Source organism: Thermodesulforhabdaceae bacterium (assembly GCA_037482015.1).
Classification (GTDB): Bacteria; Desulfobacterota; Syntrophobacteria; order Syntrophobacterales; family Thermodesulforhabdaceae; genus JAOACS01.
In genome coordinates, this window is sequence record JBBFKT010000001.1 from 728,890 (window position 1) to 755,015 (window position 26,126).

Here is a 26,126-nt window from a genome sequence, read left to right on the forward strand (position 1 = left end):
AGAATCATGGAGAAGGTCGCATTCCATGGTTCTGGCTTCTTATTAAAGAGAGTGTCGCAAATGAGATTCAAAACTTCAGTTACGTTTTTGATTTGTCTTGCCTTTGTTGTGTTATTGTCCAGATATTCATACGCAGAGGATGATTTGGTTATAAAAACGGGATTTGATACTTTTTCCGATCAATGGTTACAACTTTTTGCCGAGAAGGGATGTTCCAGCCGAAAAACACCGTGTATTATGCAGGATCAGACCAAACCCGGAGTTGTGATTGCTCAATATCAGGAGTTTATAAAAGTTGTTAATAAGGAAGTTAAATCTACAGGGAATCCAGTAACCCCTTATGTCGGCATTCTTAAATACGAAGTTTTTATTTATGAATCTGAAGGTTCTTCGGCAGACGAAGCCAAAAAAGGCCCTTTTTATAAAACCAAACAGGTTACTATGACCGAAATATTCCGGTATTCCAAGGGCAAGTGGGTCAGTGACTAAGCAGGGAAAATGACCTTTTTGCTGAGATTTGGATCATCGTTTTTTATATTATTCATATGTCTTTTGATAGGAATTGGTATCTCTTCTGGAAATCAAATATCCTGTGCCGAGAAGGAAGGTATAAAAATTTGTGCATCTTTCCACGGCTCTTCGCCTATTTCTGCTCTTGTTCCCGGTGAAAATGTTGCTGTAAGAATGGATATTTTCTATGTTCATATAGAGAACAACTCTTCTGATATTTTGTCTATTGCTTCCGGTGATTTCTCCTGTGTAAATGTAGCAGGAGATGCTGTTGTTGTTGACGAGCCTCTCTCTGAGAAAATCAAATGGTCTAGAAAGCTTGTTAAAACCTCTTTAAGCCCGGGGCAGACAACAGAAGGATATATATTCTGTCCTGGAACTAGATATCCCGTTCGAGTCTTAACCTACCATGGGAAGGTCATACTTGGAGTTCATCTGTTCTAATTTTTAACTTATTGGCATAAACATGCATTAATTATGTCTTAAAAGCTTACATCTCGGGGTTATTTTCCAGGTATTTTCAAAGATTCTCTACCTTGACAGTTGTTATAGAGTGTTTAAATTCACAATTGGAAAAGGTCTAATTAAAACAGAAACTTAGAAGAAGGAGGTGACCATTATGGCAAGAATAGTTCCAAGACCAAGTCGGCTTCCCGATATTATGAGAATGAGTTTTTGGGATGCAATTGACAGATGGTTTGAGGATTTGAAACTTCCTGAGTTTTTCGAAAAAGAACATTTTATAGTGCCGGCTTTCGATGTGTCTGAGACTGAAGAGCATATTATAGTTAAGGCTGATTTGCCTGGAGTGGATGTTAAAGATCTGGACATTTCTATAGTTGGTAATGTGCTTACCGTAAAGGGTGAGAAGAAACAGGAGAAAGAAGAAAAGAATGAATCCTATCATCGGATTGAAAGAAGCTACGGTAGTTTCAGCAGATCGATTACTTTGCCTGCTGAAGTAAATCCTGAGGCCGTAGAAGCAGTTTACAGGGATGGAGTGCTGAAGCTTACCATCCCTAAAGCTGAAAAGTCTAAACCCAAGAAAATCGAAATCAAAACCGCTTAAGATAGACTCTGATTCTATAAGGAACAGAAGGGTAGGGATTTACTCCCTACCTTTTTTATTCTTTCTTTTGATTGAGTAAGGTTGTAAACTTTCAATGTTCAAAAGGATCTGTAGTTTAGGATTATTCAAGTGACTAAAGGAAGAGAGGAAGGATGATACCTTACCCGCAAATCAATCCTGAAATCTTAAGAATTGGTCCCTTTTCCATCCGTTGGTATGGACTGATGTATCTTCTGGGATTTCTTGCTGCTTATTTGCTTATTCCACGTCAGGAAAGAGCTCTAAAACTGGGACTCAAGGGAGAAACTCTGCAGGATCTAATTTTCTGGCTTGCTCTTGGTGTTATAGTTGGTGGAAGGCTTGGCTATGTGTTGTTTTATCAGTATGGCGATCTAGGATTTTACCTAAAAAATCCCCTGGAAATTATAGCTATATGGCATGGAGGTATGTCTTTCCATGGCGGCTTTATAGGGTCCGTCCTGGCAGGATGCTGGTTTTCCCGAAGAAGAGGGATTTCTTTCCTTGAGCTTTCAGATTCAGTTGTGCCGGTAGTGCCCATAGGATTAGGACTCGGAAGAATTGGCAACTTCATAAACGGCGAACTTTTCGGTCGACCAACGAATGTCCCTTGGGCTATGATTTTCCCTTACGGAGGTTCTGTACCACGCCATCCGTCACAGCTTTATGAAGCTTTTGGGGAAGGTCTTGTGCTCTTTACTTTTCTCTGGATTTTGCAGAAAAGGAATCCTAAGCCTGGTGTAGTTACAGCATCTTTTATTGCTGGATACGGCATTATCAGGTTTATCTTAGAATTTTTTAGGGAGCCGGACCCGCAAATAGGATTTGTCCTAGGGGTTTTTACAATGGGGCAAATACTTTGTGCTGCCATGATTATTGTGGGCTGTGGACTGTTGGTATATTTTTCAAAATCCTACCGACAATAAAGGGGAAATTTTATGGGAAACAACAGTTCTGCTGTTCCTCTTTATTCACCTAATTGGCCTTCTCTTTATCAATCCAAGATTAAAACTGCAGAGAAGGCTTTGAAGGTCGTTAAAAGGGGAAATAGAGTCTTTATAGGTTCTGCCTGTGGTGAGCCTCAGCATCTTGTGGATAAACTTGTGGAGTGCATCGCTCTTCTTGCTGATGTGGAAATTCTTCATATTCTGAGCCTTGGAAAAAGCCGTTATACTGATGCATGTTTTCAAGAAAAATGCAGGCTTAAGTCCTTCTTCGTAGCAGCATCTACTCGAGAAGCAGTTGCAGAAGGGCGAGCCGATTACACGCCTGTTAATTTGGTTGATGTTCCAACACTTTTTAAGGAAGGACTTCTACCTATAGATGTTGCCCTCATACAGGTTTCACCTCCTGACGAGCACGGCTTTTGTAGCTATGGGGTTGCTGTCGATATAGTAAAGGCGGCAACAGAAAGTGCAAAATACGTTATTGCTCAAGTTAATCCTCGGATGCCTCGCACTTTGGGAGACTCTTTTATACACATAAGCCAGATCGATGCGATTGTGGAATATGAAGAGCCTCTTCTCGAACTCCAGCCTCCTCAAATTAACGAAGTGGCTAGAGCAGTCGGAAACTATGTGGCTGAACTGGTAGAAGATGGAGCTACTATACGAGTGGGAGTAGGTAGCCTTTCTAATGCAAGCCTTTATGCATTAAAAGGTAAAAAAGATCTGGGTGTCCATACCGATATGCTAACAGATGCCCATCTTTCGCTTATTGAATCTGGCGCTATTACAAACGCTAAAAAAACCCTTCATCCGGGGAAAATTATAGCTAGTTTCTGTATTGGAACAGAAAAACTCTTCCGGTTCGTCCATAACAATCCTCTGGTGGAACTCCACCCTGTAGAATACACAAATGATTATAAGATAATCGCTAAGAACGCTAAAATGACAAGTATTTACTCGGCTCTGAGTATAGATCTTTCAGGTCAGGTCTGTGCAGATTCGGTAGGATACGAAATTTATAGCGGTGTTGGGGGAGCCGTTGATTTTCTTAGAGGAACTCGCCGCGCTCCCGGTGGCAAAAACATTGTAGTGCTTCCATCTTTTGATTATCAGGCTGGAAGTTCTCGTATTGTGGCTTCGCTTAAAGAAGGAAGTGGGGTTGTTATGACCCGTGGGGGGGTTGAGTATGTGGTTACGGAGTTCGGCATCGCATGTCTAACCGGTAAAAGCTTGAGAGAACGGGCTCTGGAGCTTATCAGTATCGCTCACCCTGATGTCCGGGAAGATCTCATGCGAGAAGCTTACAGGCTTAATTACCTCAGGCGAGAAATCTTCCCCACCGCTATGCCTCTCTACCCCGATGAAGTTGAAATCAGACAGGAGTTTGAAGATGGGCTCTGGCTTACCTTTAGAATCATTAGACCCTCAGACGAAATCATCGTTCGGAATTTCCTGTCTTCGCTTCCCAGAGTAGAACCTTATGTGCGATTTCTGTCGCTTATGAAGGTTTATCCTAAATACAATGTTCAAGAAATTCTTTCCATCGATTATCGTCAAAAGATGGTTATCCTTGCCACGGAAGGTTCTAAAGGCAAAGAGAAAGTTGTGGGCATGGGAGGATACGTCCTCGATGAAGAATCCATGGTGGCTGAAGTTGATTTCGCAGTTCATCCGGATTACGGGCGCCGCGGTATTGGTAGCTTTCTTCTACAACGGCTTGCCGAACTGGCAAGAAAAAGAGGGGTTAAGGCCTTTGTGGCTTACGTTAACAGGGGACAGGAAGGGGTTTTTGGAGTCTTTTCCGTGCTTGGGTATGTGTTACATGTTACGGCAACAAATGGAATTTATGAAATTAAGTTAAATTTGAACCAACCAACAGTTATATGTGTGCTAGATCGATGAGTTTTTCTGAAGTTGAGAGAAATCTTGTTGGGCGCATCGAACAACTTGAAAACCAAGTTGCTATGCTGACCGAGTTGATAAAGGGATGGGCGGAAGTTTCTTTCCCTGCCGGATTTGTTCATCCCGTTGAACTGGTTATGCGTCAAAGAGGGCTTCAGATAGTGTCCTTTAATCCTTTTGCTGAGGTAATCCTTCCAATCCCTAATGATCCGTCAATACATCTTCTTTATTACAAAAACCTTGGCAGGTATTCCTTTAGACTTTTCTTGAAAGATCTCATCCATAAAGTAGCTGGCCATGACTGGAGAACTATAAGTCGCTACTGTTCTCCCAGGGTGGCAAAAAGTTTCATTCGGTTTATCCATCAGGCTGGACTTGTGGAGATTGGTGAAGATTCTTACTCCTACCGCTATGTAGGGCCTTCTGTAAGAAGCTTCGGTGCTACTCTGGAATGGTATGTAGCTGAAATTATGCGAAGGGAATTCCTTGCACCAACCCTTTTTGGAGTGAAATTTTCTGAAACTCCCCATGGAGGCGATTACGATGTGCTTTCAATTCTTCAAGGACGCCTTGTTTATCTTGAGGTAAAATCCAGTCCTCCGCGGGGGGTCGAAAAGCCATCCGTTGAAGCTTTCTTGAGAAGGCTTGAAGATCTTTCACCGGACCTGGCAATATTTCTTGTGGATACTGAACTTAGAATGAGCGATAAGATCGTGGTGCTGTTTCAGGAAGCTACCGGTAGAGAAGTTAAGCGAATGGTAAAAGAACTGTTTTTGATGGATGGGAATGTCTATATTATCAACACCAAAAAAAGCATAAGCGCAAATCTTAGACGATGTTTTCAACACTTTTTTAAGACCTTAGGAGGGGTGAATGAAACTCACAGAGCATCTCTTTTATTATCCCTGGGAAAGTCTCACTGAAAATAACTGTAACAGCTATGTTATCGGCGGAAAAAGGAAAGTTTTAATAGATCCGGGACATCTTCATCTGCTGGATAATCTGGCAAAATCTATGGCTGCTGATGGCTTAACACTCGATGATATTGACCTTGTGATCATTACTCACCCTCACCCCGACCACTTTGAAGCTATAACTCGCTGGGCAGACACGCCCACAATGATAGCCGCACACAGGGATGCGAAGATCTTTCTAGAAGAATTCTCAAGGCTTTGGCAGGAGACAACAGGGAGAACTTTACCAAATTTTAACATCGATTTTTTCCTTAAACCCGGCAAGCTTCAGGTGGGTGAACACACTTTTAGAGTGATCGAAACTCCGGGACACGCCCCGGGATCAATTTGCATCTATTTTGAGAACGAAAAGGTACTTTTCTCCGGGGACGTGATATTTGCAAAAAGTTTTGGTCGATTCGATTTGCCAGGCGGTGATCCCCTTCAGCTCATGAAAAGCATTGAACGGTTACTGGAGTTCGATGTGGAAATTCTTGCGCCAGGACACGGGCCTGTAATTAAAGGGCGAGGCGCCGTAAAGGAAAATTTCTACCTTGTGTTTGCGCTGTTTCAGCAAATGCTTGCTCAGGGGAATGCAGGAGCTTAACACCCTGAAAATCGCACAAGGACGTGATAATGTGCAAGGTGGATGTAAAGAAGTATCAGGATGATGACAGCACTCTGATTGTGTCTCTAGCGGGGAGGTTCAATAGAGATGTGGTGCGGGATATAAGAGATAAAGTTTTTAAAGTTCTTCGAAGCAACCGCACCGTTAAAAGTCTGGCAGTGGATCTTTCTGAGGTAGAATGGATTGATACGGCGGGAGTTGCTCTACTTGTTCTGCTTTGTCAGCATGTAAGAGCAAAGGGTGGGGTGTTTCGAGTCCTCTATCCGAGTGATAGAGTTAAGCGAGTTTTCAAACTTGCTCAGCTTGAGGAGTTTCTTACTGTTGAAAATGGAAACAGGCTATTTTGATAAGGCTTTTATCTCCGTAAGAAATCTTAACAGTTATTATGGCCGTAAACAGGTTCTTTTCGACGTTTCTTTCGACGTTGATGCTCATAAAATTTTCGTCATTATGGGAATGAGCGGCTGTGGGAAAAGCACTCTGCTTAAGCATCTTATAGGTCTTAAGAAGAGCCCTGCTGGTTCTGTTTATATTGATGGAGAAGATGTTTCGAAATGGAATCACAAAGAGTGGAGCGATTACTGGCTTAGAATCGGAGTGCTTTTTCAAAACGGAGCTCTTTTTAATTCTCTTACAGTTGGTCAGAATATAGCTCTTCCGCTCACCGTTCACACAAATCTTCCCCGTGAAATTATTGAAATTATGGTAGAGATGAAGCTTCACATGGTGGGGCTTTCCGGCACTAGTTCCCTAATGCCGTCTCAGCTAAGTGGTGGAATGAGAAAGAGGGCAGGGCTTGCCAGAGCTCTTTCTATGGATCCGGAGATACTTTTTGTGGATGAGCCATCTTCTGGGCTCGATCCCATAACTGCCGCCGGATTAGATGAACTTCTCATTACCCTTAAAGAAGCTTTCGGAATGACCGTCATAGTCGTCACTCATGAACTTGAGAGTGCTTTTAAAATCGGCGATTTCATGATCGTCATGGATCAGGGAAGAATTATTGCTTCGGGAACACCGGAAGAGATTCGACAAATGCCGGATCCTCGAGTTCAGCAGTTTCTTAATAGACGTCCCGATGAGGAACAGCACGATTACGATTCTTATATTTCAAGGCTTTGCAAGGTGAAGCGAAAATGAATGTCTTGATGGATTCTTTTGTAACAATTGGAAGGTGGGGGCTTGGGATCCTCCTTGGTTTGGGTCGCATGGGGGTTTTTTTCCTGTGCACTCTTAGAGGAATAGTCTATCCGCCAGGGAAAACCAGCCTTGTTATCAAAAATATATACTTCATCGGCCATAAGTCTTTGTTCGTGATAATCTTTACAGGGGCTTTCTCAGGTATGGTGCTGGTACTCCAGGGGTATTATGCCCTTTCTAGATATGGTTCCGAGGGGTTGCTTGGGAGCGGTGTCATCTTGAGCCTTGTGCGAGAACTGGGGCCCGTCTTTACGGCGCTTATGATCGTTGGACGTGCTGGCTCAGCTATGTGTGCCGAAATAGGTATTATGAGAATTGACGAACAGATTGATGCTCTACGCTGTATGTCAATAGACCCTCACGGCTATCTAGTCCTCCCGCGTCTTATCGCTGCTTTGATTTCTTTCCCTTTACTTACTCACATATTTGACGTTGTAGGGGTCTGGGGTGGATACTTCGTAGGTGTAGAACTTTTAGGAGTTAATCCTGGAGCCTACTGGGATGGAATATACCGTAGCCTTGAATGGCTGGATATCTGGATGGGAATCGTAAAGTCTCTCGTATTTGCCGTCTTAACCATCACAATATCAACTTATAAGGGTTACTACGCCGGAGTTGATAGGGGTTCTATGGGAGCCGAAGATGTAGGGCAAGCTACAACTAGTGCAGTGGTAACATCATCCGTTACTGTTCTTGTTGCCGACTATGTTATTACGTCGATAATGTTGTAGAACATATTTTAATGTTGACAACTACAGTTTAATAGCGATGAGGTCACGGAAAAATGACGGTCAGAGAAAGAAACTACAAAAGCATTGAAATAATGGTTGGGTTTTTCATCTTGCTGGGCATTTTAGCTATGGGGTATGTTTCCTTAAAGCTTGGTAAGATTGGAATATTAAATCGCGATGAATACATTGTTTACGCTACTTTCTCTAATGTTTCTGGTCTTAAGAAAAAGGCACCAGTGACCATGTCTGGTGTTGAGATTGGGCGAGTGGAAAATATAACACTGAACGGTAGCGGGCGAGCTAAGGTTGCTCTCGTCATAAACAAGAACGTGAAACTCTCTGAAGATTGTATAGCTTCCATAAAAACTATGGGCATCATTGGAGATAAGTATATAGCCATTTCACAGGGGGGACTAGATTCTTACATTCAACCAGGTGGGGAAATTACCGATACACTTCCACCGCTTGATGTAGAAGAGCTTATCAGCAAGTTTGTATTCGGAAAAGTAGAAGGAAATCGTCAGAAAGACGCTGAAAAATCAGAGTAAAGACTTTATGAGGATGTTTTAAAAAACTACGTAATAAATTGTAGGGGCGCACGGCCGTGCGCCCCTACATGCACCTGAAAGGGTGACGGTGATGAACCAGAGATAACGATAACCGTCCCGTAGGGGCAGGCCTTGTGCCTGCCCAATCCTAGGGCCGTGTGCCTGTCCGATTCTGGGGCAACCACGGAGGTTGCCCCTACAATTCCGGTTACGGGGCAACCACAAGGGATTGCCCCTACACTTCTCGAACCGCCCGGTGCGGACCCGCATGCCGGGTGGTGTGGGAGGGGATCGGTCAATTGACCGCCCCTATCCCGATTGTGGTGAGTCATGTATATTGAAGTTGTTTTTCAGCTACCTGAGTCTGGAAAGGTTTACCCAAGCTGAGTTTCGTCATTCAAAGCATCATCATAGGGGGCAGTCCCTTGTGGTTGCCCCATAATCGGGCAGGCACGAGGCCTACCCCTAACGGAAGTATTACCCCCTAAATCCCCCCGTCAATGGGGGAACTTACATACTATCTCCGTCAACGGGGGACTTTTTCTCCCTCCCCGTTGACGGGGAGGGTTGGGGAGGGGTTTACCTCCCCGTTGACAGGGATAGCCGGGTAGGGTCCGGTTTCTTTCCATAGACTCGCAGGACGGGGAGGACGCCGTCTCCCCAGGACGGTGGTAAAATATTGGGAGGGTCGCCGTCCTCGGCGGCCACAGCAAGGGCGAAAAATTTTTCGCCTTTACCGACTTCTTTTTAGAACATCCTCGGTTTTTTTATTTGACTTTCCTTTTATGTCGGGCTCAATTTATTTTCTCTTTGTCGGTATTTAAGAATTAAGTTGGTTTTACTCGAACTATGTAAGGAGTGTTTTATGGATTGGAGCGTTGATGAAATAACACAGCAAGGGCGCATGAGGCGTCTTCCACCTTACGTTTTTGCTCAGGTAAATGAACTTAAGATGAGACTTAGGCGAGCAGGGGAGGATATTGTTGACCTGGGGATGGGAAATCCCGACCTCCCAACTCCAAGGCACATTGTTGACAAACTCCTGGAGGCGGCTCAAAAACCTCACAACCATCGCTATTCCGCTTCTCGTGGCATTACAAAACTAAGAGAAGCCATCGCTAACTGGTATGCTCGCCGTTACGGCGTGGAAATAGATCCCGAAACAGAAGCTGTGGTAACAATCGGAGCAAAGGAAGGATTGTCGCACTTGATCCTTGCTCTCATATCTCCCGGCGATGTTGTGCTTGTGCCTAATCCGACCTATCCTATTCATCCCTATTCGGTTATTATCGCAGGCGGTGACGTTAGATCCATTCCCATAGGACCCGATAGGAATTTCCTGGAAGACCTTGAGCATGCTTTTCGTCAGACCTGGCCCAGACCCAAGATTCTCATAATCTCCTATCCACATAACCCGACCACTACTGTGGTTGATGCCGACTTTTTTGATAAAATCGTAGCCTTTGCCAAGGAAAATCGAATCATTGTTATTCACGACCTTGCTTATGCAGATCTTACCTTTGATGGATACAAAGCTCCTAGCTTTCTCCAAGCGAAAGGAGCAAAGGATGTAGGGGTCGAATTTTTCTCAATGTCCAAGAGTTACAGTATGGCGGGGTGGCGAGTGGGATTTTGCGTTGGCAATCGTCACATCGTGTATGCGTTGACCAGAATTAAAAGTTATCTCGATTATGGCATATTCCAACCTGTGCAGATCGCAGCTATAGTGGCTCTTAATGGTGATCAGTCTTGTGTGGATGAAATAGTTAATGTTTATCGTTCCCGTCGCGATACTCTTGTTCGAGGATTAAATCGCGTAGGGTGGGAAGTGGAGCCTCCAAAGGGAACTATGTTTGTTTGGGCACGGATTCCAGAACCTTTCCGATCTATGGGATCAGTTGAGTTTTCTAAGTTCCTCATAGAAAAAGCCAAGGTAGCGGTTTCACCAGGACTTGGATTCGGGGAGTATGGAGATGAATATGTGCGATTTGCACTTGTGGAAAACGAACATCGCATAAATCAGGCTGTTCGAGGCATTAAAAAGGTTTTGAATAGCGGGTCTTAGAAAAAAGGGAAGCAGAGGAACGGAGGATATTTTTTAATGAAGGAAATCTGCGTTGGATTGATTGGATGGGGAACGGTTGGATCCGGCGTTGTGGCAATCCTTCAGGAAAGCCAGGATGTTATAAAAAAGAGGCTTGGAACTTCTCTGCGGCTAAAGTGGGTTGCCGACAAGGACCTTGAACGCCCTCGCCCTAGATCGGTTCCTGCTGAGATATTAACGAGAGATGCGAACAAAGTGCTGGATGATCCTGATGTGGATATTGTTGTTGAGTTGATCGGGGGAATTGAACCTGCGAAAAGCTTTATCGTGCGAGCTCTAGAACAGGGAAAACATGTCGTTACGGCTAATAAGGCGCTCCTTGCTCATCATGGTAATGAACTGTTTGCCATAGCCGCTCGCAATAATCGGGTTATCGCCTATGAAGCTTCAGTTGCTGGAGGAATTCCTTTCATTAAAATCCTTCGAGAAGGACTTGCTGCAAACCGCATTACTACGCTTGTGGGAATACTCAACGGCACCTGTAACTTCATCCTGACTCGAATGAGAGAAGAAGGGCTTTCTTTTGAAGCTGCTCTTAAAGAGGCTCAAAGGCTTGGCTATGCCGAAGCCGATCCATCCCTTGACATTGACGGTATTGATACAGCTCACAAATTAGCCATTGCGGCTTCCCTGGCCTTCAATATGCCCATCGCCTTTGATCGTATACTGGTTGAAGGTATCCGCCATGTAGATACGCTCGATATACAGTATGGAGAAGAGTTCGGATACCAGATTAAACTTTTAGCGATAGCAAAGCAAAGTTCAAAGGGAGTGGAGTTGCGAGTTCATCCTGCTTTTGTTCCTTCAGGACATGTGTTGGCAAGCGTTCGAGGTGCTTTTAATGCTGTCTTTGTTCACGGAGATGCTGTAGGGGAAACTATGTTTTATGGACTTGGAGCGGGCATGATGCCTACAGGAAGCGCTGTTGTTGCAGATATTATCGATATATCGAAAAGCCTCATAAAGGGCATGGATCCGCTTAGCACTATGCCAAGTATTGAAGAAAGCGGCGTTAAAATTGTTCCCGTGGAAGAAATTATTTCAAGCTATTACTTCCGCTTTAGCGCGGTGGATCGCCCTGGTGTGCTTTCCAAAATTTCCGGCATTCTTGGCAGACACGATATAAGCATTTCGGCAGTTATCCAGAAAGGACGTTCTGCCAGTAGCATCGACGAATCCGTTCCTATCGTTATGTTGACTCATGAAGCTAAAGAAAGCGCTGTAAGAAAAGCTATAGAAGAAATTAACCAGCTTGACGTGGTTCGAGCGCCAACGCAGGTGATACGCATTGAAGATCCATCTGTTAGGGTTTGATGCAGGTGAATAAGAGAAAAGGTGTTAAATATGGCTCAAGCGACAAAATATGTGATCATTGTCGGTGATGGAATGGGAGACTATCCCCTTGAAGAACTTGGTGGGCGAACACCTCTTGAAGTAGCCAATACGCCAGCTATGGATCGTATCGCTATCTCAGGAAAAATGGGACTTGCGCGAACCATTCCTGATGGTATGCCTCCGGGAAGTGATGTGGCAAACATGAGCCTTCTCGGTTATGATCCTAGGGGAGTTCTTTCAGGACGTGGTCCTCTCGAAGCTGCCGCCATGGGTATAAAACTTGCCGAGGGAGATGTTGCCTTTCGCTGTAATTTGATCACGCTGGAAAACACCGAAAATGCTGGCCTGGTTATGGTTGATTATTCATCAGGGCACATTTCTACGCCGGAAGCACATGAAATCGTAAAAGATCTTCAGAAGGCAACTGATGGCTTGCCTTTGAAGCTTTACCCTGGGGTTAGTTACCGCCATGTGCTTGTGTGGCAAGGTGGAAATGACAGCCTTGAAACAACTCCTCCCCACGATATTATAGGTCAGCCTGTGGCACCTTATTGGGCTGTTTATGATAAGACTCCGGTGCTCAAGACTTTTATTGAGCGAGCAGAAGCCATTCTAAAGAACCATCCTGTTAACCTAAAAAGGAAGGGAGAGGGAAAGCTCCAGGCTACTTCTGTGTGGCCCTGGGGACAGGGTAAAGCTCCCAGTGTGGTTTCACTCCAGGATCGTTGCGGACTCAAGGGAAGGATGATCAGCGCTGTGGATCTACTTAAAGGTCTTGGAGTATGCATGGGGTTTGATGTGCCGACTATACCTGGAGCGACGGGTTACCTAGATACAAACTACGAAGGTAAAGTTCAGGCGGCTATAGAGGGACTTGAGCAGTTCGATCTCGTCTATATCCATATTGAAGCGCCTGATGAAACAAGTCATGAGGGAAACCTTCAGAAAAAGATAACAGCTATAGAACAACTTGATAGGCGTGTTGTTGAACCTCTTCTTGGCTATCTTGAAAAAAGAAAAGATTGGACAGTCAAAATACTTATTCTTCCAGATCACCTGACGCCCATAAAAGTTCGAACGCATGTGGCGGATCCGGTTCCATATCTTGAAGCTAATGTTTGGGACGTTTTTTCGGGGCAAAAAAAGGGCTTCGGAAAATCCAGAAAGTTCTGTGAAGACACTGCAAGGTCTGAACAGGGCCATAACCCAATACCATTTGGGTGGGAACTTTTTAATAGATTTACGGGATGTGATGACCTCAGCAAGGGTAAAGTTTTATGAGTGTTGTTGGGCGCATTAGAGTGCTTTATGCCGATACGGATCAAATGGGCCAGGCTTACTATGGCAATTATTTAAAATGGTTTGAGTCTGGCAGAGGTGAGTGGTTTCGGCAGAAAGGCATGAGCTACCGCATGTTGGAAGAACAGGGATACTATCTTCCAGTCATAGAGGCTTATTGCAAATACCTTAAACCGGCTTATTACGATGACGTTCTTCGTATTGTTACCTCGGCTTCGCTTCCATCCCCTGCACGACTTAAATTTATCTATCGAATTTACAAAGAAAACTCTGAGAGTGACAGTTCCGGCGAAGAGATGATAGCAGAAGGTTATACAGTTCATGCTTTTCTGAATTCTTCCAAGAAGCCGACCCGTCCTCCAGCTTTTTTGAAAGAAATCATTGACGTGAAAGGAGCCGAGTAAACTCACATGATCATATATCCTGCGATTGATATTCGTAATGGAAAATGTGTAAGACTTTTTCAGGGTAATCCAGAAAAAGAGACCATTTATGCCAGCAATCCAGTAGATGTTGCTAGAAGGTGGAAAGATGAGGGAGCTGAATGGCTTCATGTGGTTGATCTGGATGGAGCCTTTGCAGGTTCGCCTGTAAATCGAGAGCTTGTAATTTCCATAGCTAAAGAAGTTGATATTCCGGTTCAAGTAGGGGGAGGAATAAGAACGGAAGATGATGTAGCTTTTTATCTTGCCTCCGGGGTTAGCCGGGTTATCGTTGGCACTAGAGCCTTCGAAGATCTTGATTGGTTTAGATCGCTATGCCGTAAATACTCTGGTAGTATCGCCCTGGGACTGGATGCTCGCGACGGCTTTGTAGCTATTCGAGGATGGAAGGAAACTACAAAAGTTGAAGTGCTCGAAATAATTGAGCAGATTACTAACATGCCCCTGGGTGCCATAATCTATACTGATATATCAAGAGATGGCACTCATGCTGGGGTAAATGTTGATGCTACGGAGAAACTTCTTGATGCAACTCATCATCCGGTTATAGCTTCCGGGGGTGTTTCGTCACTTGAGGATGTCGTAAGACTTTTACCTCTTACGAAAAAAGGACTGAATGGGGTTATTATAGGACGGGCGCTATATGACCAAAGGATAAAACTCGGGGAAGTTCTTAGTGTAGTTAAAGAATATGAAAGAGAGGCTTAGAAAATGAGCATAAAAGATCAGATTGAAGAGGCACTAAAGGAAGCTATCCGAAGTCGAAATGAAATTGCAAAGAACGCCCTTAGAGGTCTTCTCACCGCAGTTAAGAACAAGGAAAAGGATCTAAAGCGAATTCCCAACGATTCTGAGTTGCTTCAGATTATCTCTTCGCAAATCAAGCAGCGAAAGGAATCTATTGAACAGTTCAAAAGCGGAGGAAGAGAAGATCTGGCAGAAAAAGAGGCTCAGGAAATCACTGTGCTTGAGACCTTTCTCCCTAAGCAGTTAACTCAGGAAGAATTGGAAGCGATTGTAGATGAATGCATACGGGAAGTGGGAGCTGTAACGGCAAAGGATATGGGTAAGGTCATGAAAGCGATAATGCCCAAGGTGGCGGGAAAAGCGGACGGCAAGCTTGTAAATGAGCTTGTAAAAGCTAGGCTTTCACAGAAGTAGAGAAGCAATAAACTGAATGATAAAAACACTTCAGCGCTACCGTATAGTTCTCTTTCCCGTCTGTAGTTTTACTTTTACGCTTCTATTCTGGATGATCGTTGCCTTTCTGCCTCTTCATTTGAGATCCATTGATTTGAGTCCAGAAAAAGCCGGCGTTGTAATGGGGGTTTATTCCATTGCAGCGCTTATTTTTATGATCCCGCTTGGTGTGTTGTCAGATAGAGTTGGCGCTAAAAGCATGTTGATGATCGGCCTGGGGCTGACCCTTCTCCACATCGCTGGACTTTATCACGCTTCTGAGTTTCTCGCTTTGCTTTGCGTTACCTTCATTGGAGGTATAGGGTGGGCGATTTTCCAGACCGTCCTGTATGCTCTGTTTCTTAAGGTTATCCCGGAGGAAGGTAAAGCGCTTAACATTTCACTGTATCAAGCAAGGCTTTTTGTGGGATTTGGAATTGGGCCTCTTCTTGGAGGTCTGCTTATTCAGGATGGTGGTTATGGGCTTGTGTTGAAAGTATCCGCTCTTGTCGGCGTATTTCTTGGGATGTGTTTTGCCGCTCTCCCGTCCGCGAAGCTTTCTGTTTTCAAGTGGCTTGATTATTGTAAAGACATCTTACATAAGCCTCCTCTTCTTTTCCTGCTTCTCTATTTTGTTTATGGACTTCACTTTGGAGTGGAACAATCGGGTTTTTCTGTTTTGATGGATGATCTTTTCTTTTCGTCCAGGGAGATAGGGCTTGTTTATATGGCGATAGGGATCTGGATGGGATTTCTGGCTCCTTTTGCTGGTCGGTGGATTGATGTAACCGAGAGAATTGCTCCTTTTCTTATTGGGGGTATCGTGGTTTCCTCCTTTTTCCACATTCTTACGGCTTACGCTACGAGCTTTTCCGGAATGGTGATTATAAGATTGTTGCACACTCTGGGTGATACATACGTTATCCTTTCCTTTGGATTACTTACGGCTTTGCTCTTTCCCGAAGAACGCATGGGTGGCAATTCTGCCGTTGTCTATACGGTCAGAACTCTTGGAACCTTCTCGGGAAATGTTTTGACAGGTGTTGTCGCGGCAAAACTTGGAATTTCTGGAGCTTTCGTGTTGTCCGGGGGAGTCATTATGGTGGCAAGCCTGGTTCTGACACCGCAGATAACATCCCTATTCGCTTTTAATCGCCGTTCCGGTGCGATTTGCCTGTCCGGTAGTGAAGAACGGGCGCCACGCTGATAATCTACGGGCGGAGACCTTTGTAACATGATCGAGAACAAAAAATCTTCAAGTTGGACTATGTGGATTTCCACGGCTGGAGGGCTTGGATTGCTTCCCCTTATGCCTGGGACATGGGGAACTTTTGCCGGTGTGCTAATCCACGGTCTTGGAAGGATGATTTTTTCGTCATCTTCAGGAGAGCGCTTTTTCATTGGGGGGATCATGGTTGGAATTTTTTGCGTGAGCGCGATTGTTCTTCCAGATGCATGCCGGTTGTGGAATGAAAAAGATCCTGGAAAGTTTGTTCTCGATGAAGTTGCCGGCTACCTTGTCGTGCCATTGCTTCTCGGTAGAAGCCTTCCCTTCTGGATTATGGCTGTAGGAGGGTTTTTATTATTTCGCTTCTTTGACATAATTAAACCTCCTGGTGCTCGATATATGGATAGACGTGGAGATTTCATTGGAGTTATGCTTGACGACATTGTTAGCGGTGTCTATGCTGCGGTTTCCCTTGCGGTGTTGTGTTACGTTCTGGAACTGAAATAAAGCCTGCCCATAAAAGATTTTCAGCCAGGAAAGATTACCTGTGGGGGGCTGAGTTCAAAAGCCTTAGGGGACAGTCTTATAAGTTCACGTAAAGTGCTTGCAAGAGCTGTCGATGCCGATCTAGACACATGCCAGAAGTGTAAAAAGTCAAGTAATAACCCCGGGTTTCGGCTTAACATCAAAATAGCTTTTTTAGGGGAGACAAAACCCTGTTCGTTTAGAAGTTCTTCCACATTGAAGGGAATTTCTTCGTTGTGAGCATCCGTAGTTGCTCTTAAGGATAAAAATGGGATCGAAAGACGATAGGCAAGATTTGCAAGGAGTGCACTTTCCATATCAACGATAGTCTGATATGTTTTGAAGTGATCCATGTCCCGTGGCGTGATAAGGGTTCTAAGAAGTTTTAGAAGGTCTTTCTTTGGAAAGAAGATAGGTGTAGTTATGGCTTTTGCCAAAGCAATTTGATGCTGATTACAGAACTCAATTACTTCTTCGGACACAGGCTGTTCAATAGGCTTGAAGTAACTGTTTGGTGGAAAAGGATAGCAATGTGTTACGAGAAATACTTTTCTGTGATCTGATGAAAAAAGTTCGCCGCAGAAACCAAAAGAAATGACTAAGTCAGGCCTGGTTTGGTTAATTATGTTTTCCCAGTGTAGAATGATGTTTCGAATGCCCATTCCCGTAGGACAGAAAAAAAGCAATTTACCTGGTTGCTTTGCTATAAGAATACGAAATGGTTTAGTTGCCCATCTTGTCCATGGCTTGGTTGAAGAAAGGAAGGTAGAGTATTCTTCAGGTATGGCGGCTAACAGAAGGTAACGTTTTTCTGGTGTCAAAAGAGGGCACATATGGGACGAAAATTGGCAATTATTCATGTCTTTACTCATAGTTCTATTTCTCGGGGAGGAGCCGTTCAGGGACTCGATCTTGCCAAAAAACAATTTGAAAGGGGACATTCAGTTTTATGCATTTTCCACAAGCCTTCAGGTTTTCCCCTTGATAAAACTTTAAACAGAAATTTCCCTTTTCCCGTAGTTCACATGGACATGAAAAATCCTTTCTTTTATCTTCGCTTTGCTCGATTATTGCAAGACTTTTCACCGGATGTGGTTCACTGCCATCGAAATCTGGCGTTGCTTTTTGCCTTTTTCAGCTTAAGGTGGCTTGCCAGGTCTAAAAAATCTGTTCTGGTCATCAATCGTGGTACGACTTATGAATTACCAAATTGGATTGTAAGGCAGGTTTTTCGATCAGGTGGGTTGGATCATGTGATAGCTGTAGCTGAAGCTGTTAAGAAAAAGCTGGTGGAAGATGAGGGCATCCCGGCAGATAAGGTGACAGTTATTTACGGAAGCTATGATGAAAACCGTTTCCATGATGGAATAAATGGAGATCTTTTCAGGGAAGAATTGGGGTTGGGACAGGATGATCGGCTTGTGGTGTCTATAGCGGCTGTGGACAGGAGAAAAGGCTTAGAATATCTGGCAAGAGCAATCAAGATGGTTAAGGACTGCGGCATATCGGTAAAATGTGTAGTGGTTGGTAGGATAGACGATGTGACTTATCACCAGGAAGTGATGGAAGAGGTTAAAAGATTAGGACTTATAAACGATTTTGTATTTTGTGGACACAGAGATGATATCCCCGAAATTCTTTTTGCTTCGGATGTGTCAGTTTCTTCGTCGATGGAAGGAGAGGGCCTTACGGGAGCTCTTAGAGAATCTCTTGCCATGAAAAGACCTGTGGTAGCTACTGCTGTATCGGGCAATCCAGAACTCATTATTGATGGAAAAACGGGATGGCTTGTAAAACCCGGTGATCCTGAAGACATGGCTAGAGCTTTGGTTGAAGCTTTGACTGACCGAGCAGAAGCTGAAAAACGGGCACATACAGGATACGGAATTGTTAAAGCAATGTGCTCCCTTGAAAAACGTTATGAACGGGTAATTAGTCTCTACGAGAAATTAATTTTAAGAAGATGCATCTTATAATGAGCCGACAGGATATTGAGAAAGCTTTAAAAAAACTGGGCACTGTTAAGCCCCGATTTGTTATCTACAATTCCGTAAAGGAAATTAATCCTCTCGAATGGAACATGCTGGCTCAGGATGCAGCTCCCATGATGGAACGGGAATATTTTTACGTGCTTGAAGAATCTCAGACGGTTAGCCAAAATAGGGGTTTCCTCCCTCTCTACCTCGCTCTTTATGATCATAATAGTCGGCTGATTGGACTGGCCCCCATGTTTGAGCGATCTCATGGAGCTTACGAATTTGGGATAACAGGACTTATGAACGACGTAGCCCTTATGACGGGAGTTCCTGTCGGGCGAGGTATTGTTGGCACCGTTCCTTTTACGCCGGTTCCTGTCTATCAGTTTTTGGCAAGAAGAGAGCACAACAAAGAAAGCCTGTGGGAACTGTTCCTTCGGTATATAGATTTTTTGTGCGAAACCAGAGGCTTGTATTCGGTAAGGTTGTATTTTCTTGATGGTTCCACCCTGGCTTTTCATGATTTGTTGACTAGTTTTGGTTATATGGGGCTGGTAACCAACCATTATTTATGGACTAACAGATACCAGAGCTATGAGGAATTTCTCAACACCTTGGGGACTCACAAGCGAAGAAATATCTTGAGGGAAATCAAAAAATTGAAGGAAGCAAATGTTAAGATTGGCCTGGTTCCCGGGATTGATGCGGAAAGAGAGTTATATTCTATGGCTTTTGAATGTTATGAATCCACGTGGTGTAAACACATGCCACCTGACACTCATCCTTACCTTAACTCTTCTTTCTTCCAGCTCCTTAAGCCGTTTTTTCGCCACAGAATCCTTTTTTCTGTAGCAAAACAATCGGAAAATACAGTCGGTCTTGCTTTATTCTACTATAAAAATGATTTCATGTTTGGACGCTATTGGGGATGTTTTGGAGAAGTGCCCTTTCTTCATTTCGGCACCTGTTATTACTGGCCCATGATGTATGCTATAGAACAGGGGATAAAATACATAGATCCTGGTTTTGGTGGAGAACATAAGGCTCTCAGAGGCTTTGAGAATATCCCCGTTTATCACTATATAAAATTCTACGGCCGTCAGAAAAATAAATGCTATCGAGCTCTAGAACACCTGGTTGAATACGGTGCATTACTTTAGATTTTTTATTCACCCAGTCTTTTCTGCCAAATCAGCCATTAGATGTTTTACCATTGTTGTAATTTCCCATGGATCATAGGGTTCTAATATAGATCCGTAACCGCCTTTTTCTATCATATCTTTTATGAGCTTTCGGTGAGCCTGACTACAAACAAGAATTATCTTAGCTTCAGGGCATCTTTTAAGGATTTCATCGTAAAGAGCCGGTCCCTCCTCGAGAGATACGGCACCTTCAACAAATATAATGGCTTTTTCAACGGTTTTGATATGATCAAACAAATCTAATGGAGAGTCACAAAAGGTCACCTTCCAGTTTACTTTGTGAAATAAGGCGTTGAAATGTGTTACTACCTCCGGGGTTTTTACCAGAAAAAAAATAGGGATCTGAGAAGACGGTTTTGTCATAGTTGTCGGAAGACTCCCCGGGCTTTAATCAATTTTAGGTGTTCTGATACTGCTTTATAAGTTCTTCCTTGAGGTGCCCTACAAAGGCGTTTTTGAATATCTCTATGTTCATAGCTTCATCCACCTGACCGCTAAGATAGAAGGCAAGTCCTTTGTAGATTAGAGCATTTTCTATAGATGGAGCGATACGATGTGCTTCATCAAATCTGGTGATGGCTTCAGAATACTGTCCAAGTCCCATCAAAGCGCAGCCATAAGTGATGAGATAGAGAGGGTTATGAATCATCTGACTATTCGTGCTTTTTAGATGTTCAAGTACTTTAAGAGCTTCATCAAAGCGTGAAGTATCGTTTAAGCAACAGGCTTTAAAATACAAAGCCGTTGGATGATTTGGATCTTCCTCAAGTATTTTGTCGCAACAGAATATGGCTTCTTCCATATAGCCTTTTTGCATGAGACTTTGACTGGCTTCGAGCCATGGACACTGAAGTCCCACGATTTTCTTAATTAGACCTGCATAATTTCCGTCCAACACTAGTTTAGCTTCTCCAGTCACTATGTCTCCGTGACCTGGTAGTAGATTATGAACTTCCATTTTTCTCAGGATTCTCATGGAAAATAGATGATAGTCTATACGCCCTCCGGCTACCGGATCGGGTGATGCAACAGCAAAGGGTAGAACTGTGTCGCCCGAAAAAAGGCTTTTGGTTTCATCATGCCAGAAACATAAGCTGTCCGTTGTGTGACCAGGCGTGTGTATGACTGAGAGAGAATATTCCCCAGCGGTTATAATATCTCCGTTTTGAACAAAATTGAGTTTGCACCCGAGCTTTTCAGCGAGTTCTTTTAGTGTTTCAGGAGCGCTTTCGTGTAGATATATTTCAACGCCTTCACCGGGAAGCCTCAAAGAAGGATAACTGCGCAAAAGTTCAAATAGCCCCAGAGCATGCTCACTGTGTCCATGGGTAAGGAGCACTTTTTTTATTTTTTTTGGGGGTATGATCTGAGAATCCGGAGAGAAAAGATCATAAAAAGCCGTATAGTCATTTCCAGGATCTATAATTAGACTTTCTTCAGGGGTGACCAGAAGATAAATATTGCAAGATATGTCAAACCCCTCCCAGAAAAAAAGATTTTTGAAAAAAGAATGATTATTCGAAAGTTTTTCCGAAAGGCGTACCCATCCTGTCTGCATCTGGAGATCTTCTGCTTCCATTAGCTTTTCCTTTCTTAAATTTGGATTTTTGGTTATGGGGCGAATCAATTCTGAAGAATCTATCAGGTTTAATTGTGCCTGATGGAGAACTCATTCCCCATCAGGCATAGGCGTTTTTTTATGGAGCAACAAAGTCTATGTAGTAGCTCAGTTTCATTCTATTTTCAGGCCACCACTTGGAACTCATTCTTTCTTCGCCCGGATAAACCTCCACCTCGTCACCGTTTTCTTTAACGATCGATTCAATTACGAGTTCAAGGAAATGGAAAGCAGTAAGTCCATATTTAATAATGGTTTTAGCAGGGAGAAGAACAGCGAGACCTGTTTCTTTTGTGGTATCCCATACGAAGGGATCACCGGCTACTTCTGGAGGTCCGGCCGTTCCGGGAGCTCCTTCCAATTCTTCTGTAGGGGTAGCAACCTTCATTTCGCCTTTGGGACTATAAACAGCCAGAAGTTTACCCTTAATTTTATATCCAGACTTTACCTTAAACTCTTCGTAAATTTCATCCGGTAGATACCACCAGAGAGCCCTCTCTCCAGTCTTCAGGTATCCCCTTACCAGCATAGGGTCAAACCCGCAAACTACTACTCTACATTTTGCCGGCATAGCTTCTCTCCTCTATCATTCTTCGGAGTTCCTCCACCTCTTCGTCGCAGAACTGGAGGAACTCCCTGAATTCTTCTTCCTGGATAACTCGTAGTAGATAAAGCTTTCTAACATAGGGATATATAAATTCCCGAATTTCATCTCGAAATTCGTCGCAAAGAACTTCCCATCCTTCTCCTGGTCCGACCTGGGAGAAGAATGCCTCCTTCCAGGCCGTTACCATGGCTGCGACATGCCCAAGTTCTGGATTACTCCAGTTTCTCATAGGCATAGCAACTCTTCACTATATCGTATTCAGATACGCACCAGTAGAAGGGCCAGTGGATCTTCTTGCACCAGCCTATGAGGTCAGCCGGGGGAAACTTAGAGCCTTTGAGCACTGGTTTGAAATACTTACAACTCCAGCATATATGATTGGTTTGTTTTTCCGGCACGAGTATTGTTGCTAAAAACTCATGCGGTTTTAAATCCTTTGCATGTTCCATAAGAGCACCCCCTTTTTACCAGTCTCTTACTTCGCCTCGTTTAATTTTCTCCTGATACTCTTCCCATACTTCAGGACTGAGTTTCTTGATGTCCCAATAGAATCCCTGAGATCCAGCAATGCCAGCCGATGGAGGCTGAGGCCATGCACGCATAGGTCTGTTTCTTATGCTGAACTTTCTCTGATCGGCTCTTCCAAGGTAGATATGGCGTGGAGTGCAGTTATAGGGGCGCGTCTTACCTTCTGTTCCAGGTGGAAAATTCGTGTATCCATCATAAGGTTTGTCGGCATATAGCGGTAGAATGTCAGGCTGTTCACCTGGACGAGGCTCAGGGCCTTTATACATATGACCCATAATCATGTGGATGTAATATACCTCGCCACATTCCGCACACTTAATCTTTCCTTCCCAATTCCAGAAGCAATACGGGTCAAGGTAATTGACCGTATCGCATTTTTTGCACCAAATAATATCACACACGGCACACCTCCTTGGTGGTTAAATGATACCCTTTTCATACCATTCCTGGATGGTGCTAATCGGATAACCAAGCAACTCATGATAGATTTTAATATTATCAGCACCAACAGGTCTGAAATCCCAGAATTTCCTTCTTGGAGTTTCAGAGAACAACCCTGTGCTGTAAGTGCTTTGAGCTATTACATCACCGAGCATTGGGTCATCCATCCACCTGACGGTGCCTCTTTGACGGAAGTGTTCAGATTCATACACTTCCTTATCGTTCTTTACAGGCATTGCAAGAATGCCGGCTTCGGTCAGGATGCGAACAACCTCAGAACGAGATTTATCGGCAGCCCATTTTTCTATTTCACGGTAAATTTCCACCTGAGCTTCAGCCCTTACGCGCTCATTATGAGTCTTATACTTTTCATAAAGATCCATTCTCTTAATGACCGAGCAGAGTTCTTTGAAGTCGGGATCGTTGAAGGCGCTCACCATCACATAGCGGGCTTCATTTCGGAGCTGTGGATTCTTTTCATCGGGATAGTCAGATTTTCCGCAGATTATAATACCGTGGACGCAGAGCATGGTATCCCAGTTACCCCAACGCTGTCTCACAACTCCAAACCGTCCATACAAAGGCACACCGTATCCGAGACATCTGGTTGCTGCTTGAACCTGAGAAAATTCAATCATGGTTCCAAGCCCTGTTTTTCTCCGCCAGTAAAGAGCTGCAAGGACTGCCACGGTAATCTGAGTCCCGGAATACCAGTCGATACACCAGTTGGAATGCTTTACCGGGTGACCACCAAAGTCTTCGTGAAATCCTGTAATACTTGCAAGCCCTGCATGAGCTTGTCCAAGGATGTCGTATGAACCTCCAAAGGCTTTAGGACCATAGCCAAAGCCACCACCCCATACGTAGATAAATCTGGGGTTTATTTCCTGAAGGTAGCGGTAGCTCTGTTTCCACTTATCGAATGTTCCTGGGCGATAACATTCGGTGAGTCCATCACTCATTTTCACCAGTTTGTAAAGGACTTCCTGTGCTTCTTTGCGGTGATAATCAAGCGAAATGTAATATTCGTTTACATTGGCATTGAGCACTCCAATACCCGTTCCGGACTTGGGACGGGTGTCATGGAGCGGATAGAAATAACATTCATTGAAAGGAGAAGTGTGCCTCATCGGGTCGGCGACTCGCGGAAATTCAACTTTAATGATTTCCGCACCTAATTCACCGAGGTTTGCCACCGAGTGAGGCGTGAATATATACATTGTGCAGCTAAGCCATCTGATGCCTTCAAGGGCACCCGGCTTTATAAACTCATTCCCTACGTCGAATATCTTTCTGCAATATTCTTCATAGGGAGCCTTCATATCCTCAAGTTCTTCACGGCTCTTGGGACCAGGAAGGTCCTCCAGTCTGACTTCTCTTGGATCTGCCATTATAACACCCCCTTTTCTTTTAAGACTTCTTGCATACGCTGACCAACGCCAAGATATTTCTGATAAATTTCTCCATTGTCGTATCCAAGCGGTCGCCCTAACCATTTTACTCTACCAGGCGTTCTCATCTGGAATGCGTTGGTAGAGGTGGCGTAAAGCAGAGTTCCATAATGCTCATCCTCAATGGTGTAAACCCATGGACGATACTTGAAGTGCGGGAACTCACAAACTTCGTCTATGTAAAGAAGCGGGCCAGCGGCGATTTCGTATTCAAGAAGCTTTTCTTCCGCCTCAACTCGGTTAGTGTCCCTTAACCACATGGAGGTCAGGGTGTAAGTTTTTATAAGAGCTTGCAAAGCGTTTCGAGCTGCCACTTCTTTGAGGAACGGATCTTCGTGAATCATACGACCAAACTGAGGCAGGTCTCTTTCAATACACATTCCGATACGATACCACAATCGGTCTGTCTGACCACCGATCATCATATAGCCGTCTTTGCAGGGGTTCCAGGCATACTGGTTAAGGTTGGGATCCCAGGAACCCGTTCGAGCTTTAATACTTTCGTTAAATCCATACCAGGAGATGTCAAAGTCAAGAATATCCATCAAGGCTTCCGCAGCGGTTACCTCAATGAACTGCCCTTTGCCGCTCTTTTCTTCTCGATAATAAAGAGCAGCAAGGATATTTACGGCAGCCTGTTCGCCAGCCACATAGTCGGCAAGCCATACGCCTGAACGAGTTGGGTCACCACCGGAGCCGCGAGGCATAAAGTCATCGGGATAACCTGTGTTGTGGATGAAGGAGCAAGCCGCTTGTCCAAATGGATCAAGCATCCACTGACCATGTTTTGAAACTCTATCTTTTTCGGGTCCCCACTGACCGAGTTCACCTATCCAGCAATAGATGAGGCGAGGATTGAGTTTGCTTAACTGACGATAGCCGATTCCACGTTCATCCATGTATCCAGGGGGATATTCCTCTATAATGATGTCAGCTCTGTTTGCCAATCCTTTGTAGAGTTTCTGTCCTTCAGGAGTGTCAAGATTGAGAGTAATAGAATATTTGTTTCTCATTTCATGGATGAACTCAAGTCCGCAAGGCTCCCCGGTTTTTTTGTCTTTCAGCATGTATTCTTCTCTTCCGAAGGGGGTGAGCTTTCTCATAGGATCCCCTTCTGGAGGCTCCACTTTGATCACTTCTGCTCCAAGCTCTGAAAGAAGAGATGCACAGAATTTATGCCCGATACGCCACAATCCCACTTCCAGCACTCTCACACCCTGAAGAGCCTCAGGTTTGTCAAAAGCCTTCTGGAACCATAGATTTTCTTCACACCAGGCGCCAAAATCCTCCGCCTTGCGCCTTGCATAGACTTTGGCTACCTCTTCCCTTGATGGAGGAGGTGTTGCCGGCCAAGGTCTTGGCTTCAGCGTGTCGGCTCTGCTTTTGATTTCAATCTCTTGCGGTTCTCTCGCCATCCTTTAACCTCCCTTTGACATTCTACAATTGTTAAAACACCTTTACCCCGCTCCCGAGATCGTTACCTGCTTTCCCGGGGACTTCCGCTCTGTTAAACACGGCAATTTCCTTGCCAAATTGGGCTTTGAAATAAACATAGAATTTTCAGTATCTTATGGACTGGAACAAAAATGGGCAAACTATCTTGCTGTCCGGAATACGACCCGGTTGAAAAGCAAGTTCTCTCATAAGATATTGAAAATAAGTGCTTTTCTTTCCTGTTCGAAAT

Annotated in this window: 30 protein-coding genes; 21 read left to right on the top strand and 9 right to left on the bottom strand. The window is 44.2% G+C overall.

All coding sequences use genetic code 11. From position 1 onward, the window contains the following. Positions 1-60: 60 nt before the first annotated feature. The 19 genes from WHS38_03410 to WHS38_03500 all read left to right on the top strand — a co-directional run bounded on the left by WHS38_03410 (position 61) and on the right by WHS38_03500 (position 16,601). A complete protein-coding gene (locus WHS38_03410) occupies positions 61-489 on the top strand; it encodes a hypothetical protein (GenBank protein ID MEJ5300016.1) in 429 nt (142 codons plus the stop codon). A gap of 9 nt (positions 490-498) precedes the next feature. Further along, positions 499-954: a hypothetical protein gene (locus tag WHS38_03415; protein MEJ5300017.1), complete on the top strand. Its 456-nt coding sequence runs from the start codon at positions 499-501 to the stop codon at positions 952-954. Positions 955-1,129: 175 nt separating this feature from the next. Continuing rightward, complete coding sequence (locus tag WHS38_03420; protein ID MEJ5300018.1) at positions 1,130-1,579, top strand: Hsp20/alpha crystallin family protein; 450 nt, start codon at positions 1,130-1,132, stop codon at positions 1,577-1,579. A 152-nt stretch (positions 1,580-1,731) separates the two neighbouring features. Beyond that, positions 1,732-2,523, top strand: a complete 792-nt coding sequence (lgt, locus tag WHS38_03425) for a prolipoprotein diacylglyceryl transferase (GenBank protein MEJ5300019.1) — start codon at positions 1,732-1,734, stop codon at positions 2,521-2,523. Between the two features lie 12 nt (positions 2,524-2,535). Further along, entirely contained in the window at positions 2,536-4,446 is a 1,911-nt protein-coding gene (locus tag WHS38_03430; protein MEJ5300020.1) for a GNAT family N-acetyltransferase, read from the top strand. After that, complete coding sequence (locus tag WHS38_03435) at positions 4,443-5,369, top strand: hypothetical protein (protein ID MEJ5300021.1); 927 nt, start codon at positions 4,443-4,445, stop codon at positions 5,367-5,369. Before WHS38_03430 ends, WHS38_03435 begins: the two co-directional genes overlap by 4 nt. Next, entirely contained in the window at positions 5,320-6,006 is a 687-nt protein-coding gene (locus WHS38_03440; protein MEJ5300022.1) for an MBL fold metallo-hydrolase, read from the top strand. The genes WHS38_03435 and WHS38_03440 overlap by 50 nt, the downstream gene beginning before the upstream one ends. A 29-nt stretch (positions 6,007-6,035) precedes the next feature. Further along, on the top strand, positions 6,036-6,374 hold the full coding sequence (locus WHS38_03445) for an STAS domain-containing protein (GenBank protein MEJ5300023.1): 339 nt from the start codon (positions 6,036-6,038) through the stop codon (positions 6,372-6,374). Then, positions 6,355-7,167: an ABC transporter ATP-binding protein gene (locus WHS38_03450; protein MEJ5300024.1), complete on the top strand. Its 813-nt coding sequence runs from the start codon at positions 6,355-6,357 to the stop codon at positions 7,165-7,167. The genes WHS38_03445 and WHS38_03450 overlap by 20 nt, the downstream gene beginning before the upstream one ends. Then, the gene (locus tag WHS38_03455) at positions 7,164-7,958 is read left to right on the top strand and encodes an ABC transporter permease (GenBank protein ID MEJ5300025.1); all 795 of its coding nucleotides are present in this window, start codon (positions 7,164-7,166) and stop codon (positions 7,956-7,958) included. Before WHS38_03450 ends, WHS38_03455 begins: the two co-directional genes overlap by 4 nt. Before the next feature lie 53 nt (positions 7,959-8,011). Then, on the top strand, positions 8,012-8,506 hold the full coding sequence (gene mlaD, locus WHS38_03460; GenBank protein ID MEJ5300026.1) for an outer membrane lipid asymmetry maintenance protein MlaD: 495 nt from the start codon (positions 8,012-8,014) through the stop codon (positions 8,504-8,506). A gap of 865 nt (positions 8,507-9,371) precedes the next feature. Beyond that, complete coding sequence (alaC, locus tag WHS38_03465; GenBank protein MEJ5300027.1) at positions 9,372-10,571, top strand: alanine transaminase; 1,200 nt, start codon at positions 9,372-9,374, stop codon at positions 10,569-10,571. 36 nt (positions 10,572-10,607) lie between these two features. Further along, positions 10,608-11,924: a homoserine dehydrogenase gene (locus WHS38_03470; GenBank protein ID MEJ5300028.1), complete on the top strand. Its 1,317-nt coding sequence runs from the start codon at positions 10,608-10,610 to the stop codon at positions 11,922-11,924. A 30-nt stretch (positions 11,925-11,954) separates the two neighbouring features. Next, positions 11,955-13,226 (top strand): cofactor-independent phosphoglycerate mutase, encoded by a 1,272-nt coding sequence (locus WHS38_03475; protein MEJ5300029.1) that lies wholly within the window; start codon positions 11,955-11,957, stop codon positions 13,224-13,226. After that, positions 13,223-13,648: a thioesterase family protein gene (locus tag WHS38_03480; GenBank protein ID MEJ5300030.1), complete on the top strand. Its 426-nt coding sequence runs from the start codon at positions 13,223-13,225 to the stop codon at positions 13,646-13,648. Before WHS38_03475 ends, WHS38_03480 begins: the two co-directional genes overlap by 4 nt. 6 nt (positions 13,649-13,654) lie before the next feature. Beyond that, positions 13,655-14,395 carry a 1-(5-phosphoribosyl)-5-[(5-phosphoribosylamino)methylideneamino]imidazole-4-carboxamide isomerase gene (hisA, locus tag WHS38_03485; protein ID MEJ5300031.1) on the top strand — a complete coding sequence of 247 codons (741 nt, stop codon included), beginning with the start codon at positions 13,655-13,657 and terminating at the stop codon, positions 14,393-14,395. Between the two features lie 3 nt (positions 14,396-14,398). Continuing rightward, on the top strand, positions 14,399-14,848 hold the full coding sequence (locus tag WHS38_03490; protein ID MEJ5300032.1) for a GatB/YqeY domain-containing protein: 450 nt from the start codon (positions 14,399-14,401) through the stop codon (positions 14,846-14,848). A gap of 16 nt (positions 14,849-14,864) precedes the next feature. Then, positions 14,865-16,073: an MFS transporter gene (locus WHS38_03495; GenBank protein ID MEJ5300033.1), complete on the top strand. Its 1,209-nt coding sequence runs from the start codon at positions 14,865-14,867 to the stop codon at positions 16,071-16,073. A gap of 27 nt (positions 16,074-16,100) precedes the next feature. Continuing rightward, on the top strand, positions 16,101-16,601 hold the full coding sequence (locus WHS38_03500; GenBank protein ID MEJ5300034.1) for a phosphatidylglycerophosphatase A: 501 nt from the start codon (positions 16,101-16,103) through the stop codon (positions 16,599-16,601). A gap of 20 nt (positions 16,602-16,621) precedes the next feature. Here the strand turns inward: WHS38_03500 and WHS38_03505 are convergent, their stop codons facing one another. Further along, positions 16,622-17,479, bottom strand: coding sequence for a hypothetical protein (locus WHS38_03505; GenBank protein MEJ5300035.1), 858 nt, complete (start codon positions 17,477-17,479; stop codon positions 16,622-16,624). Here WHS38_03505 and WHS38_03510 point away from each other — a divergent pair. After that, positions 17,453-18,595, top strand: coding sequence for a glycosyltransferase family 4 protein (locus WHS38_03510; protein ID MEJ5300036.1), 1,143 nt, complete (start codon positions 17,453-17,455; stop codon positions 18,593-18,595). The genes WHS38_03505 and WHS38_03510 overlap by 27 nt on opposite strands. Next, positions 18,595-19,755: a peptidogalycan biosysnthesis protein gene (locus WHS38_03515; GenBank protein MEJ5300037.1), complete on the top strand. Its 1,161-nt coding sequence runs from the start codon at positions 18,595-18,597 to the stop codon at positions 19,753-19,755. Before WHS38_03510 ends, WHS38_03515 begins: the two co-directional genes overlap by 1 nt. Positions 19,756-19,764: 9 nt before the next feature. On the opposite strand, the gene WHS38_03520 is transcribed toward WHS38_03515, so the two are convergent. The 8 genes from WHS38_03520 to WHS38_03555 all read right to left on the bottom strand — a co-directional run bounded on the left by WHS38_03520 (position 19,765) and on the right by WHS38_03555 (position 25,857). Beyond that, entirely contained in the window at positions 19,765-20,160 is a 396-nt protein-coding gene (locus tag WHS38_03520) for a hypothetical protein (protein MEJ5300038.1), read from the bottom strand. A 34-nt stretch (positions 20,161-20,194) separates the two neighbouring features. Continuing rightward, the gene (locus WHS38_03525; GenBank protein MEJ5300039.1) at positions 20,195-21,376 is read right to left on the bottom strand and encodes an MBL fold metallo-hydrolase; all 1,182 of its coding nucleotides are present in this window, start codon (positions 21,374-21,376) and stop codon (positions 20,195-20,197) included. A gap of 118 nt (positions 21,377-21,494) precedes the next feature. Beyond that, a complete protein-coding gene (locus tag WHS38_03530; protein ID MEJ5300040.1) occupies positions 21,495-21,986 on the bottom strand; it encodes a hypothetical protein in 492 nt (163 codons plus the stop codon). Beyond that, on the bottom strand, positions 21,970-22,251 hold the full coding sequence (locus tag WHS38_03535) for a hypothetical protein (GenBank protein ID MEJ5300041.1): 282 nt from the start codon (positions 22,249-22,251) through the stop codon (positions 21,970-21,972). The genes WHS38_03530 and WHS38_03535 overlap by 17 nt, the downstream gene beginning before the upstream one ends. Next, positions 22,235-22,471, bottom strand: coding sequence for a hypothetical protein (locus WHS38_03540; protein ID MEJ5300042.1), 237 nt, complete (start codon positions 22,469-22,471; stop codon positions 22,235-22,237). The genes WHS38_03535 and WHS38_03540 overlap by 17 nt, the downstream gene beginning before the upstream one ends. A gap of 15 nt (positions 22,472-22,486) precedes the next feature. Then, positions 22,487-22,951, bottom strand: a complete 465-nt coding sequence (locus tag WHS38_03545) for a hypothetical protein (protein MEJ5300043.1) — start codon at positions 22,949-22,951, stop codon at positions 22,487-22,489. Positions 22,952-22,969: 18 nt separating this feature from the next. Continuing rightward, positions 22,970-24,382 carry a CoA transferase gene (locus WHS38_03550; GenBank protein ID MEJ5300044.1) on the bottom strand — a complete coding sequence of 471 codons (1,413 nt, stop codon included), beginning with the start codon at positions 24,380-24,382 and terminating at the stop codon, positions 22,970-22,972. Next, positions 24,382-25,857 carry a CoA transferase gene (locus WHS38_03555; GenBank protein ID MEJ5300045.1) on the bottom strand — a complete coding sequence of 492 codons (1,476 nt, stop codon included), beginning with the start codon at positions 25,855-25,857 and terminating at the stop codon, positions 24,382-24,384. The genes WHS38_03550 and WHS38_03555 overlap by 1 nt, the downstream gene beginning before the upstream one ends. Between the last annotated feature and the right edge of the window lie 269 nt (positions 25,858-26,126).